General features: G+C 60.5%; 11 protein-coding genes. 6 read left to right on the top strand and 5 right to left on the bottom strand.

The window, feature by feature from the left end; all coding sequences use genetic code 11:
- Window positions 1-67 precede the first annotated feature (67 nt).
- The 5 genes from rapZ to ilvA all read right to left on the bottom strand — a co-directional run bounded on the left by rapZ (window position 68) and on the right by ilvA (window position 5,549).
- Complete coding sequence (gene rapZ, locus C8C89_RS02200) at window positions 68-931, bottom strand: RNase adapter RapZ (protein ID WP_101483629.1); 864 nt, start codon at window positions 929-931, stop codon at window positions 68-70.
- 315 nt (window positions 932-1,246) lie between these two features.
- Entirely contained in the window at window positions 1,247-2,182 is a 936-nt protein-coding gene (gene hprK / locus C8C89_RS02195) for an HPr(Ser) kinase/phosphatase (protein WP_034753337.1), read from the bottom strand.
- A gap of 36 nt (window positions 2,183-2,218) precedes the next feature.
- Entirely contained in the window at window positions 2,219-2,701 is a 483-nt protein-coding gene (locus tag C8C89_RS02190) for a PTS sugar transporter subunit IIA (RefSeq protein ID WP_071079718.1), read from the bottom strand.
- 333 nt (window positions 2,702-3,034) lie between these two features.
- Entirely contained in the window at window positions 3,035-3,877 is an 843-nt protein-coding gene (gene queF / locus C8C89_RS02185; protein ID WP_101483630.1) for an NADPH-dependent 7-cyano-7-deazaguanine reductase QueF, read from the bottom strand.
- A gap of 136 nt (window positions 3,878-4,013) precedes the next feature.
- Window positions 4,014-5,549, bottom strand: a complete 1,536-nt coding sequence (gene ilvA / locus C8C89_RS02180) for a threonine ammonia-lyase, biosynthetic (protein ID WP_101483631.1) — start codon at window positions 5,547-5,549, stop codon at window positions 4,014-4,016.
- Window positions 5,550-5,750: 201 nt separating this feature from the next.
- On the opposite strand from ilvA, the gene C8C89_RS02175 reads away from it, so the two are divergent.
- From C8C89_RS02175 to C8C89_RS02150, 6 genes are all read left to right on the top strand, one after another.
- The gene (locus tag C8C89_RS02175; RefSeq protein ID WP_101483632.1) at window positions 5,751-6,242 is read left to right on the top strand and encodes a YqaA family protein; all 492 of its coding nucleotides are present in this window, start codon (window positions 5,751-5,753) and stop codon (window positions 6,240-6,242) included.
- Window positions 6,243-6,505: 263 nt separating this feature from the next.
- Window positions 6,506-10,546 carry a DUF3683 domain-containing protein gene (locus C8C89_RS02170; protein ID WP_133988797.1) on the top strand — a complete coding sequence of 1,347 codons (4,041 nt, stop codon included), beginning with the start codon at window positions 6,506-6,508 and terminating at the stop codon, window positions 10,544-10,546.
- Window positions 10,547-10,563: 17 nt separating this feature from the next.
- Complete coding sequence (locus C8C89_RS02165) at window positions 10,564-10,986, top strand: HIT family protein (RefSeq protein ID WP_243857873.1); 423 nt, start codon at window positions 10,564-10,566, stop codon at window positions 10,984-10,986.
- 9 nt (window positions 10,987-10,995) lie between these two features.
- A complete protein-coding gene (locus C8C89_RS02160; protein WP_133988795.1) occupies window positions 10,996-11,445 on the top strand; it encodes a DUF971 domain-containing protein in 450 nt (149 codons plus the stop codon).
- Window positions 11,446-11,543: 98 nt separating this feature from the next.
- Window positions 11,544-11,888, top strand: coding sequence for a YciI family protein (locus C8C89_RS02155; protein ID WP_133988794.1), 345 nt, complete (start codon window positions 11,544-11,546; stop codon window positions 11,886-11,888).
- A gap of 2 nt (window positions 11,889-11,890) precedes the next feature.
- Window positions 11,891-13,132: a sigma-70 family RNA polymerase sigma factor gene (locus tag C8C89_RS02150; protein ID WP_133988793.1), complete on the top strand. Its 1,242-nt coding sequence runs from the start codon at window positions 11,891-11,893 to the stop codon at window positions 13,130-13,132.
- Window positions 13,133-13,149: the final 17 nt, after the last annotated feature.

The following is a 13,149-nucleotide window of genomic DNA, read 5'->3' as shown; positions in this document are numbered from 1 at the left end:
ACTGTGCTTTACGCACATGAGCATCGCAGACCACCTATACCGAAGCGCAGTAGATTTTAATGGCGTTCTAGCTACGTTCGCGGTGGCGTAGCACGACCCGTTCATTGGGGCCGAAATACTGCGCCAGCCGTTCTGCCATGTACACCGAGCGGTGCTGGCCGCCCGTGCAGCCCAGCGCCACCGTCAGGTAGCTGCGGTTGTCGGACTTGAATGATGGCAACCATTTCTCGATGAAGGCGCGGATGTCGGCCAGCAGTTCCAGCGCGCTGGGCTGCGCGTCGAGGAAGGCGATCACGGGTGCGTCGCGTCCGTCGAGCGGGCGCAGCGCCAAGTCGTAATAGGGATTGGGCAAGGCCCGCACGTCGAAGACGAAATCGGCGTCCAGCGGCACGCCCAGTTTAAAGGCGAAGGATTCAAAGAACAGGATCAGGGGCGCGCGTTCGGAGGCGACAATATCCTTGACCCAGGCGCGCAGCTTGTTGGCGCTCAGTTCCGAGGTATCGATTACATGACCCAGCTGTTCGATGGCCGACAGGCGTTCCCGTTCTTCCGAGATGCACTCGATCAGGGTACGGCGGCTGGCCGGATTCTGGTTCGGGCGCAATTCATGCGACAGGGGATGGCTGCGCCGCGTTTCCGAGAAGCGCGCCACCAGCGAATGCGTGGTGGCCGTGAGGAACATTACCTTGACATCGTGCCCCTGGTCGCGCAGCAGCGCCACATTGTGCGGCAGGCTGGTCAGCGACTCGGCACTGCGCGCATCGACGGCGACGGCCAGTTGCGGTGTACCTTCGTCGAGCAGCGTTTGCACCAGGCTGGGCAGGAGCGCCGGTGGCAGGTTGTCAACACAATAGTAACCGGTATCTTCCAGCACATTGAGCGCGACGGATTTACCGGAGCCGGATATTCCGGTGATAAGGACGATATGCATAGGCCGATCATACAATAAAGATCGGCACTGCGCTCCAAGGCAATGCTCTTTACAAATTATTGCAATTTTGATTGTGGTGTTGGTGAAGCAAATGCTGGAGCACAGATAGTAGGTCGGCTTAGCGCAAAGCGCGTAAGCCGACGCTGCGGCATAGGCCAACATTGTTGTCGGATTACGCGGGGCCTTGCCCCGCTAATCCGACCTACGTTGTTAATCTCCACTCATGGCGAGTCGTTGGTGAGCAGGGAATTCACGCAGCGTTGCTGCGTGCCTGCGTAACGGTTCGCCCTTGCAAGGGCGAACTCCTTGGCAACATTAATCGCCACTCATGGCGAGTCGTTGCCGTTCCATGAACTCTTGCAAGGTATCGATGCCGCGCAGCTGCAAGATGGTATTGCGCACGGCCGCTTCCAGCAGTACGGCGATGTTGCGGCCGGCAGCGACGGGGATGACGACCTTGCGCACGGGTAAGCCGAGCACGTCTTCCGTGGGGAACAGGAAGGGCAGGCGCTCGACTTCTTCTTCCAGCGCGTTGCGGCGCACCAGGTGCACGATCAGTTTCAAGCGCATCTTGCGGCGCACGGCTGTTTCGCCAAAGATGGCCTTGATGTCAAGCAAGCCCAGGCCCCGCACTTCCAGCAGATTTTGCAGCAGAGGCGGACAGCGGCCTTCGATCATGTTGGGCGCGATGCGCGAAAATTCCACGGCGTCGTCGGCCACCAGGCCGTGGCTGCGCGAAATCAGTTCCAGCCCCAGTTCGCTCTTGCCCAGGCCCGAATCGCCCGTGATCAGCACGCCGACGCCCAGCACGTCCATGAACACGCCGTGCATGATGATGCGCTGCGCCAGCTTTTTCGACAGGTAGACGCGCAGGAAGTCGATCACTTGCGCTGCCGGCAGCGGGGTGGAGAACAGGGGAATGTTTTGCTCGTCGCAGATGGCGAGGATGTCGGGCGGCGTTTCCAGCCCTTGTGCGATGATGAGCGCGGGCGGGCCGCCGGCGATCAGTTCACCGATCACATGGGTGCGCGTATTGACCTTCAGGCGCTGATAGTAATTGATTTCCTGGTGACCAAAGACCTGGATGCGGCCCGGATGGATCAGGTTCAAGTGGCCCACCTGGTCGGCGGCCGACGAGACGTCGCCCGAGATCAGGCGTTCGCCGCCGGGGAAGCCGGCGAACCAGCCCAGTTGCAGACTTTCACGATTATCGTCGTACAGGCGTTGTATCGTCAGCGGCGTTTGCAACATGGCAGTCTTCTTCAGGAGTGGAGGAATACCTGAAGTTTAACCTGCCGCTTGCAGACTGGGTTGCCAATTGACGATGCGCGAATGCACGGATTTCGGTTCCGGATCCGTGGCCAGCGCCGTGCGGAACGCGTCGTCGGAAAACATTTCGGCGATTTCCGACAGGATTTCCAGATGTTGCTGGGTGACATGATCCGGAATCAGCAGGAAAAACAGCAGATTGACGGGCTTGCCATCGGGCGACTCGAAGGGAATCGGCTCGGCCAGGCGCACGAAGGCGCCCAGCGGCGCTTTCAGGGTCTTGCTGCCCTTGACCCTGCCATGTGGCACAGCCACGCCATGGCCCAGGCCAGTCGAGCCCAGGCGTTCGCGGGCAAACAGATTGTCCGAAACGGTAGAGCGGGCGATGCCGTAATTGTTTTCGAAGATCAGGCCGGCTTGCTCGAAAGCGCGCTTTTTACTGGAGACTTCCAGGTCCAGCAGGACGTTTTCGAGAGATAATATTTTGCTAAGATTAGTCATGACACTCAATGAAATGGTGCAATGCGCAGAGGGCTTGCGAGCCGAATTATAGGCCTGTTTCCGCGGCCTGTAACGCCAATTCTCAACAGTATACGCCCGCTGCGGGCGCAGTGGGCGCTACAGCTCATGTCGCCATCATTTTAGCAAAAAACCAACGCTGGGGTGTATCGGCTATTTCTTGATTAAAAACACGTAGCGCGCCGGTTTTTCCGCCGCCGAATGCCGATTTTCCGATTTTTCAGCGTCTTTGACATGCACTGGGGCACTACCGCAACGTTGTTTTAAAACACAGCCAATATTCCTGCTGGCATGATTTCTAGGTGTTGCGCGGTGTTACTGGCGCGCATTGCGCAGATTGCCCGGCATCGCGCCCGTGCTGTAGTTGCTGCGCCACGGATTGATATCGAGGCCCCCGCGGCGCGTATAGCGCGCATACACGGACAGTTTTTGCGGCTTGCACTGGCGCAAGATATCGACAAAGATGCGTTCCACGCATTGCTCGTGAAATTCATTGTGTTCGCGGAAGCCAATCAGATAGCGCAGCAGACTTTCCTGGTCGATCTGTGGCCCTGCATACTCGATCTGCACGCTGCCCCAGTCGGGCTGGCCCGTCACCAGGCAATTCGATTTCAACAGGTGCGAGACGAGTTTTTCTTCCACCGGTGCTGCGTCCAGCGCTGCCTTCAAGAGTTGCGGCGAAGGCGAGTACTGCGTGATTTCCAGGTCCAGGCGGTCCAGCAGCACGCCATCGAATTCACCCATTTTCAGCTTGCCGAAATCTTCCTGCAAGGTCAGTTCCACTTGCACAGGCGCGCCAAAACCATTCGACAAGTCTTGCTTGAGCAAGGTCAACAGGGCTTCCGGGCTATCCAGTTTGGTCTGGTTGTAGGAGTTCAGGTAGAGCTTGAACGATTTCGATTCGATGATGTTCGGCGAATCAGCCGGCGCGCTGATCTTGGCAATGGCCACCTGCGGCTTGCCGCGCTGGTTCAGCCACGACAGTTCGTAGGCATTCCAGATGTCGAGGCCAAAGAATGGCAGTGTGCCGTGCAGTTCCAGTTCATCGCGCTTGCCCTGGCGGGGAATCGGGAACAGCAGTTCTGGCGCGTAATCGGTGCGGTAGGCCGAGCTTTTGCCCAGGGGCGACAGTTCGGCGAGGTCGTTGGTGGTGGTCATGGTGGCGTGGCTACAAATTCTGTGAAGGGTGAATGGTAGCCTATTTCAACCCAACGGCAAGGACCGGGGTCAGGCCCTGAGGGGGAATGCGCCCCAGTGGGGCGCATTCGGATTCCGAAGGAACTGACCTTCTGGCTTACCCTAAAAACAGCTTGTACACAGGATTGCTGCTTTCATCCCAGTAACGATAGCCCAAGGTATCGAGGAAGCGGGCGAATTCTCCCATTTCATCGGGCGGCACTTGCAGGCCCACCAGGATGCGGCCCACGTCGCCGCCTTGGCTGCGGTAATGACACAGGGAAATATTCCAGTTCGGCGCCATGCTGTCGAGGAAGCGCATCAGCGCGCCCGGACGTTCGGGAAATTCAAAGCGGTACAGCAGCTCGTCCTGCGCCAGGCGGCTCTTGCCGCCCACCAGGTGGCGGATGTGCGACTTGGCCAGCTCGTCGTGCGTCAAGTCCAGCGTCTTGAATTCATGCTCTTCGAATTTCTTCGCCATCGCCCCGGATTCATGCCGGTCGGCGATCTGGATGCCGACGAACACGTGCGCGGCTTTTTCATCGCTGATGCGGTAATTAAATTCCGTCACATTGCGCGCGCCGATGAGCGAGCAGAAGCGCTTGAAGCTGCCCCGCTGTTCGCGCATGGTGACGGCAAACACGGCTTCGCGGAACTCGCCCAGCTCGGCACGCTCGGCGACGAAGCGCAGGCGGTCGAAATTCATGTTGGCGCCGCAGGCAATGGTGACCAGTGTCTGGTTGACGATAGGGTGCTTGCTCAGGCTGGCCCGCTCCACATAGGCCTTGGCGCCCGCGATGGCCAGTGCGCCGGCCGGTTCCAAAATGGAGCGCGTATCCGTAAACACATCCTTGATGGCGGCGCAGATGGCGTCCGTGTCGACGATGATGATGTCATCGACATATTGCTGCGCCAGGCGGAATGTTTCCTCGCCCACCAGGCGCACGGCCGTGCCGTCCGAAAACAGGCCCACGTCGGGCAGGGTGACGCGCGCGCCCGCTTTGAGCGAGCGCGCCATGGCGTCCGAATCGACCGTTTGCACGCCGATGATCTTGATGTCGGGGCGAATCTGTTTCACGTAGGCAGCTACGCCGGCGATCAGTCCGCCGCCGCCGATGGCCACGAAGATGGCGTGGATGGGACCGGAATGCTGGCGCAGGATTTCCATGCCTATCGTGCCCTGGCCGGCGATCACGTCCGGATCGTCGAACGGATGCACAAAGGTCAGCTTCTGTTCTTTTTCCAGGGTCAGCGCGTGGTTGTAGGCATCCGTGTAGGACTCGCCGTGCAGCACGATTTCCACATGCACGCCGCCGCGTGCCTTAACGGCGTCGATCTTGACGGGGGGCGTGGTGGTGGGCATGACGATGACGGCGCGGCAACCCATGCGCGCGGCCGACAGTGCTACGCCCTGGGCATGGTTGCCGGCCGAGGCGCAAATGACGCCGCGCTTGCGTTCCGCATCGCTGAGCTGGGCCATCTTGTTGTAGGCGCCGCGAATCTTGAAGCTGAACACGCTTTGCATGTCTTCGCGCTTGAAGTAAATCTGGTTGTTCAGGCGCTGCGACAGGGCAGGGGCCAGTTCCAGCGGCGTTTCGGTGGCGACGTCGTAGACGCGGGCGGTCAGGATTTTCTTGAGGTAGTCGATGTTCATAGTCTGCTAGCAAGTGATTCTGGGCCAGAAAGGTACTGGAGCGTGTCGGTCGATAGCGGCGGCGCCGCGGCGGATAGCCTGGCGACAATATTGCTCTGTGGAACTGCGGGCGGGTATGCCTTTGCCTGCCGGCGCGGATTGTGCGGCGCCCAGGCTGCTCTTCATTATAATGGAGAGCCTTACTGCATCGTGAAGTGTTCCATGATCGAATCCGCAATCGCCTGGCTGCTGCAGCTGATCGCAGCACCGGAAGTCGGGCTGACATCGGTCTTTCTGATCAGCTTTATTTCCGCCACCTTGTTGCCGCTCGGCTCGGAGCCGGCCGTCTTTGCCGTCATCAAGGCCAATCCCGCGCTGTTCTGGGCCGCCATCGGCGTCGCCACCCTGGGCAATACCCTGGGCGGTATCGTCGATTACTGGCTCGGGTACCGGGCCAAGCAGGCGTTTGCCAAGGAGCGCGACACGCGCTGGTTCCGCTGGCTGGCCCGCTATGGCGCCAAGACCATGCTGCTGGCCTGGCTGCCCGTCGTGGGCGACCCCCTGTGCACGCTGGCGGGTTGGCTCAAGCTGCCGTTCTGGCCCAGCGTGGCCTACATGGCCATCGGCAAGTGCGCGCGCTACCTGACCATGACGGCTTTGTTGCTGTACGTGCCCGATGGCGTATGGCACTGGATCGGGCAAATGCTGGCGTGATGGCGATGGCGCATATTGCAACGCCTGTTTGCCCTATATTTGGGCAGCTTGATAGTTTGTAGCTGAGTCCGATTCTTGGCATTTTCACGTCAAAAAATCATGGAAACTAATTTTTTATTCATGCAGAAGTAGGCTTTTCCATATTTGCTATGGTGGCAGATGAGGTGCTTAAACCTTAGGCGGGCTAAGGCTGTTCCCGCATGGTGCGGCGCAATAAGATAAAATGGTCCTTTAGGGTCCAGTCCACATCGTCACCACACTCCATGAACGCTCCCGCACAACTCCAAGCTTTACTGGCAGAAACGCCAAATGGTCCCGCAGCAAGCCGCCTGCGTGAAATCCCCTATAACTACACGTCGTTTTCCGATCGCGAGATCGTCATACGCCTGTTGGGGGAGGACTCCTGGCGCCTGCTCGACGAGCTGCGAGGCGCTCGCCAGACGGGCCGTTCGGCCCGCATGCTGTACGAGGTGCTGGGCGATATCTGGGTCGTGCGCCGCAACCCCTACCTGCAGGATGACTTGCTCGATAACCCGAAGCGCCGCCAGGGCTTGATCGATGCCCTGCATCACCGCCTGGCCGAAGTCGACAAGCGCCGCTTGTCCATCGATGCGGCCGGCGGCGACGTGGCCGCCAGTGGCGAAACGCCGGAAGTGGCGCAGGCGCGCAGCAACAATGTCGAGCTGCTGCTGAAAGCGGCCAGCAAGGCCGTGGCCGACTTCGGCGACGAATTCCGCAAGACCTACGATTTGCGCAAGCGCACGATCAAGGTGCTGGGCCGCTACACGGAAAAACACAATGTGCGCTTCGATGGCATGACGCGCGTGTCGCACGTGACGGACGCCACCGACTGGCGCGTGGAATACCCGTTCGTCGTGCTCACGCCTGACACGGAAGAGGAAATGGCCGGCCTGGTGAAAGGCTGCATCGAACTGGGGCTGACCATCATCCCGCGCGGCGGCGGCACCGGCTACACGGGCGGCGCGATTCCCCTGACGCCGATGTCGGCCGTCATCAACACGGAAAAACTCATTACCCTGGGCGCCGTCGAAATGACGGTCTTGCCGGGCCTGACGCATGAATACGCGACGATCAATTCGGGCGCGGGCGTGATCACGAACAAGGTATCGGAAGCGGCGGAAAAAGCCGGCTTCGTGTTTGCCGTCGACCCGACCTCGGCGCACGCCTCTTGCATCGGCGGCAACGTCGCCATGAATGCGGGCGGCAAGAAAGCCGTGCTGTGGGGCACGGCGCTGGACAACCTGGCTTCGTGGCGCATGGTCGACCCGAATGGCGACTGGCTCGACGTCACGCGTCTGGACCATAACCTGGGCAAGATTCACGATATCGCGCTGGCACGTTTCCAGCTGGAGTGGCGTCACCCGAGCACGCGCGACGCGACCAAGCCGAACGCGCCATTCAAGACGGAAATTCTGGAAATTCCTGGCCGCAAGTTCCGCAAGGAGGGCTTGGGCAAGGACGTGACGGACAAATTCCTCGCCGGCTTGCCGGGCATCCAGAAAGAAGGCTGTGACGGTCTCATCACGTCGGCGCGCTGGATTCTGCACAAGATGCCGAAATTCGCCCGCACCGTCTGCCTGGAATTCTTTGGCCAGGCGCGCGACGCGATCCCGTCGATCGTGGAAATCAAGGATTACCTCGATGGCTTGCCAGCCAAGGGCGAGCAATACACGAGCATCCGCCTGGCGGGCCTGGAACACCTGGACGAGCGCTACCTGCGCGCCGTCGGCTACGCCACCAAGTCGAAGCGGGGCGTGTTGCCGAAGATGGCCCTGTTTGGCGACATCGTCGGCGACGATGAAAATGCCGTCGCCCAGGCGGCGTCGGAAGTTGTGCGCATCGCCAACACCCGCGTGGGTGAAGGTTTTGTGGCCGTCAGCCCCGAAGCGCGCAAGAAATTCTGGTTGGATCGCGCCCGCACGGCAGCGATCGCCAAGCACACCAATGCGTTCAAGATTAACGAAGACGTCGTGATCCCGCTCAACCGCATGGGCGAATACACGGATGGCATCGAACGCATCAATATCGAGCTGTCGATCAAGAACAAGCTGCAACTGGCCGACGCCTTGAGCGAATTCTTTGCCAAGGGTAATTTGCCAATTGGCAAGAGTGACGATGCGTCGGACGACCGGGTCGACGATGCGGAAATGCTGGGCGACCGCGCCGAGCAGGCACAGCAGTTGCTGGCGCAAGTCACGGCACGCTGGACGTATCTGCTGGCCCAGCTGGACCGTCCGCTGGCGGACGTGAAGGGTGAGCTGGCCGAGCTGGGCATGGAGCGCTTGCTGCCCGTGTTCGATGTACGCCTGGAAACGCAGCCGACCGCCACCCTGTTCGATGTGGTGCAGGACCGCACCGTGCGCATTACCTGGAAGCAAGAGATCCGCGCGCAGCTGCGCCAGATCTTCAATGGCGCTGCGTTCAAGCTGATCCTTGACGAGGCGACAGCCATCCACGCGCGCATCTTGCGTAGCCGCGTATTTGTCGCGCTGCACATGCATGCGGGCGATGGCAATGTGCATACAAACTTGCCCGTCAACTCGGACAATTACGAAATGCTGCAGGACGCCCACCAAGCCGTGGGGCGCATCATGATACTGGCCCGCTCACTGAATGGCGTCATTTCCGGTGAACACGGTATCGGCATCACCAAGCTGGAGTTTTTGACGGAAGAAGAGATCGGTGAATTCCGCAGCTACAAGCAGCGCATCGATCCGGAAGGCCGTTTCAACAAGGGCAAATTGCTGAACCTGCCGGGCATGGGCGCCGACTTGCGCAATGCCTACACGCCATCGTTCGGCCTGATGGGCCACGAATCGCTGATCATGCAGCAAAGCGATATCGGCGCCATCGCTGACAGCGTCAAGGATTGCTTGCGCTGTGGCAAGTGCAAGCCCGTCTGCTCGACCCACGTGCCGCGCGCCAATTTGCTGTACTCGCCGCGCGATAAAATCCTGGCGACCTCGTCCCTGATCGAAGCCTTCCTTTACGAAGAGCAGACGCGGCGCGGTATTTCCATCAAGCATTGGGAAGAGTTTGAAGACGTGGCTGACCACTGCACGGTGTGCCATAAATGCGTCACGCCTTGCCCGGTCAACATCGACTTCGGCGACGTGTCGATGAATATGCGCAATTTGCTGCGCAAGATGGACAAGAAGAGCTTCAATCCGGGCACCAAGGCGACGATGCTGTTCCTCAACGCCACCGATCCCGTGACCATCAACGCCACGCGCAAGGTCATGATCGGCTGGGGTTACAAGGCGCAGCGCCTGGGCCACGATCTGTTGAAGAAGTTTGCCAAGAAGCAAACCAAGGCGCCGCCGCCATCGACGGGCAAGCCGCCCGTCAAGGCGCAGGTGATTCACTTCATTAACAAGAAGATGCCGGGTAACCTGCCGAAGAAAACGGCGCGCGCGCTGCTCGACATTGAGGACGATAAAGTCATTCCGATCATCCGCAATCCGAAGACGACCACGGCCGATACGGAAGCCGTGTTTTACTTCCCCGGTTGCGGTTCGGAGCGCTTGTTCTCGCAAGTGGGCCTGGCGACGCAAGCGATGCTGTGGGAAGTGGGCGTGCAGACGGTCTTGCCGCCTGGCTACCTGTGCTGCGGTTATCCGCAGCGGGGCGCGGGCGAGTTCGACAAGGCCGAGAAGATGATGACGGATAACCGCGTCCTGTTCCACCGCATGGCCAACACGCTCAATTACCTGGACATCAAGACGGTGCTCGTGTCGTGCGGCACTTGCTATGACCAACTGGCAACGTATCAGTTTGAAAAGATTTTCCCAGGCTGCCGCATCATGGATATCCATGAGTATTTGCTGGAGAAAAACGTCAAGCTGGAAGGCGTCAACGGCACGCGCTATATGTACCACGAACCTTGCCACAATCCGATGAAGTTGCAGGAATCGGGCAAGACCATCAATTCCTTGATCAGCACGGTAGACAACGTGAAGATCGAGAAAAATGATCGTTGCTGCGGCGAATCGGGTTCCTTGGCTGTCACGCGTCCCGACATTTCCACGCAAGTGCGTTTCCGCAAGGAAGAAGAAATGGTCAAAGGCGCCGACAAGCTGCGCGGCGACGGGTTTACCGGCGACGTGAAAATCCTCACCAGCTGCCCGTCGTGCCTGCAAGGCCTGTCGCGCTACAATGACGATTCGGGCACGACGGCCGACTACATCGTCGTCGAGATCGCCAAACACTTGCTGGGAGAGAACTGGATGCCGGATTACGTAAAACGCGCCAATGACGGCGGCATTGAACGGGTGCTGGTGTGACCTGCGATTTATGTCAGTTGCTCGATAGCTTCGCCAACAAGCACGGTTGTGCAACCTTGCTGTGGCGTAGCGAGCGCCTGTCCGTGGTGGCCGTCGATGATCCGGCCTATCCCGGCTTTTGCCGCGTGATCTGGAACAAACACGTGAAGGAAATGACGGATTTGACGCCGGGCGAGCGCAATTACGTCATGGAAGTCGTGTGGCAAGTCGAGCTGGCCGTGCGTGAAGTGATGCAGCCGGAAAAGGTCAATGTGGCCAGTTTCGGCAACATGACGCCGCATGTGCACTGGCACGTGATTCCCCGCTACCGCGACGACGCGCATTTCCCCAATCCAAGCTGGGCCGTGGTGCAGCGCGAGACGGCGCCCGAGGTGCTGGCGGCACGCCGCGCCCTGTTGCCGGCACTGCGCGCCGCCATCATTCAACGTTTATCCGCATAAAGTATTGTCATGACTGAAAAAGCAGCAACACCCCAACCGACCGGTTTGACCGTGCACAACCAGTCGCGCGTGCTCGACGTGGCTTTCGACGATGGCAGCGAATTTGCGCTGCCGTTCGAATACCTGCGCGTGTACTCGCCTTCGGCCGAAGTGCAGGGCCATGGCAAGGGCCAGGAAACCTTGCAGTTAGGAAAGCGCCTGGTGGGCATCACCAGCCTGGAACCCGTCGGCAACTACGCCGTGCAACCGACCTTCAGCGATGGCCACAATTCCGGTCTGTACACTTGGGCCTACCTGTACAAGCTGGGCGCGGAGCAAGCTACCTTGTGGCAAGCCTACCTGGACCAACTGACGGCAGCCGGCTACCCCGGTGACAGCGGCCGCGACGCCAAGGCCGACATGACGGTCAAGCAATCTTCCGGTCACGTTCACGGCCCGAGCTGCGGGCATAAACACTAAGGTGAAAAAATAGTGCGGTAATCTTGTCGGATTGCTGCTGGTTCGTTCGTCGTATGGATGCCCGCGCTTGCGGGCATTTTTCTTTTGGAGAAGAGACTATGGAATACCTGATCCTGATCTACGCCGACGAGGCGCGCTATGCCGCAATGCCAGAAGGGCAGATGGCCAGCCTGATGGCGGACTTTGCCAGTTACACGCAGGACCTGGAAGCAGCCGGCGTGCTGCGCGGCGGGGCCGAGCTGGCGCCTGTGGACAACGCCACCAGCGTACGTGTGCGCAATGGCAAGCCTGTCATCACGGATGGGCCGTTTGCGGAAACCAAGGAGCAGCTGGGCGGCTACTATCTGCTCGCCTGCGCCAACTTGGACGAGGCGCTGGCCTGGGCTGCGCGTTGCCCGGTAGCTTCCCTGGGCACCATCGAAGTGCGGCCGGTGACGGCCTGAGCATGGTTGGCGACGCCATCGCGGCCGTCGAGCACGTCTTTCGCCAGGAGAGGGGCAGGGTATTGGCCGGCCTGATGCGGCGTTTCGGCGACCTGGGCCTGGCGGAAGATATGTTGCAGGAAGCATGCCGCAAGGCGCTGGAACTGTGGCCGCGCACGGGCATTCCCGATAGTCCCGCCGCCTGGCTCAGTGCCGTGGCGCGCAATGCCGGCCTCGATCAGGTGCGCCGCGCGGGCAAGAGCGTCGTCGATGCCGAGGCCGTGCTGTCGAGCCTGCCGGCATCTGCGATGGAAGAAATGCACGCCATCGACGATGACCGGCTGCGCCTGCTGTTCATCTGCTGTCATCCCGCGCTGGCGCCCGAGGCGCAGGTAGCGCTGGCCCTGCGTACCCTGTGTGGCTTGTCCACGGGTGAAATCGCGCGCGCCTTCGGCCTGGCAGAAGCGGCCCTGTCGCAGCGGCTATTGCGCGCCAGGCGCAAGATCGCCGAAGCGCGCATTCCTTTCGAGTTGCCGCGGACGCAAGACTGGCCACACCGGCTGGCGCAAGTACAGCATGTCGTCTATCTGGTATTCAGTGAAGGCTATTGTGCCAGCGGGGGCGATAGCCTGGTGCGCGCGGACTTGTGCGCGGAGGCGCTGCGCCTGGGGCGGCTGCTCGACAGCCTGCTGCCCTGCCAGCCGGAAGTGCAGGGTTTATTGGCCCTGATGCTGCTGCAGGCATCGCGCGGCCCGGCCCGTCTCTCGCCCGGCGGTGAACTGCTGACCCTGGAAGAGCAGGACCGGCGCCTGTGGCAGCGTGACTTGATCGCCGAGGGACAGGCCATGCTGGCACTGGCTTTGCCGGCGCGTTCGCCGGGACCGTATCAGTTGCAGGCCGCCATTGCCGCCTTGCACGCCACGGCGGCTGCGGCCAGCCAGACGGATTGGCGCCAGATCAGCGTCCTGTATGGCGTCTTGCTGCGGCACAAGCCGGAACCCTTGATTTTGCTCAATGCGGTGATTGCCTGTGCGATGGCGCATGGCGCCGAGCACGGCCTGGCGTGGCTGGCGCGGCTGGAAACCGTGCCCAGCCTGGCGCAATCGCATTATCTGCATGCGGCCAGGGCCGACTTGCTGCGCCGCCAGGGCGACCGGCGGGGGGCACTGGCGGCGTATGCGCAGGCGGCAAAGCTGGCGTCGAATGCAGTGGAAAGGCAATACCTTCTCCGGCGTCAGGGGGAAATGCGCCTGCCGCTTGTATAATGCGTGCAAGTTCAAAC

It is taken from the genome of Janthinobacterium sp. 75 (genome assembly GCF_004365495.1).
Lineage (GTDB): Bacteria > Pseudomonadota > Gammaproteobacteria > Burkholderiales > Burkholderiaceae_D > Janthinobacterium.
The sequence above is the reverse complement of the archived record's forward strand: the minus strand, read 5'-3'. Positions and strand labels throughout refer to the sequence as shown.

Bases quoted from the DNA above. Each gene is read 5' to 3' on its own strand.
- rapZ (WP_101483629.1), bottom strand. From the start codon at position 931: ATGCATATCGTCCTTATCACCGGAATATCCGGCTCCGGTAAATCCGTC.
- hprK (WP_034753337.1), bottom strand. From the start codon at position 2,182: ATGTTGCAAACGCCGCTGACGATACAACGCCTGTACGACGATAATCGT.
- C8C89_RS02190 (WP_071079718.1), bottom strand. From the start codon at position 2,701: ATGACTAATCTTAGCAAAATATTATCTCTCGAAAACGTCCTGCTGGAC.
- queF (WP_101483630.1), bottom strand. From the start codon at position 3,877: ATGACCACCACCAACGACCTCGCCGAACTGTCGCCCCTGGGCAAAAGC.
- ilvA (WP_101483631.1), bottom strand. From the start codon at position 5,549: ATGAACATCGACTACCTCAAGAAAATCCTGACCGCCCGCGTCTACGAC.
- C8C89_RS02175 (WP_101483632.1), top strand. From the start codon at position 5,751: ATGATCGAATCCGCAATCGCCTGGCTGCTGCAGCTGATCGCAGCACCG.
- C8C89_RS02170 (WP_133988797.1), top strand. From the start codon at position 6,506: ATGAACGCTCCCGCACAACTCCAAGCTTTACTGGCAGAAACGCCAAAT.
- C8C89_RS02160 (WP_133988795.1), top strand. From the start codon at position 10,996: ATGACTGAAAAAGCAGCAACACCCCAACCGACCGGTTTGACCGTGCAC.
- C8C89_RS02155 (WP_133988794.1), top strand. From the start codon at position 11,544: ATGGAATACCTGATCCTGATCTACGCCGACGAGGCGCGCTATGCCGCA.
- C8C89_RS02150 (WP_133988793.1), top strand. From the start codon at position 11,891: ATGGTTGGCGACGCCATCGCGGCCGTCGAGCACGTCTTTCGCCAGGAG.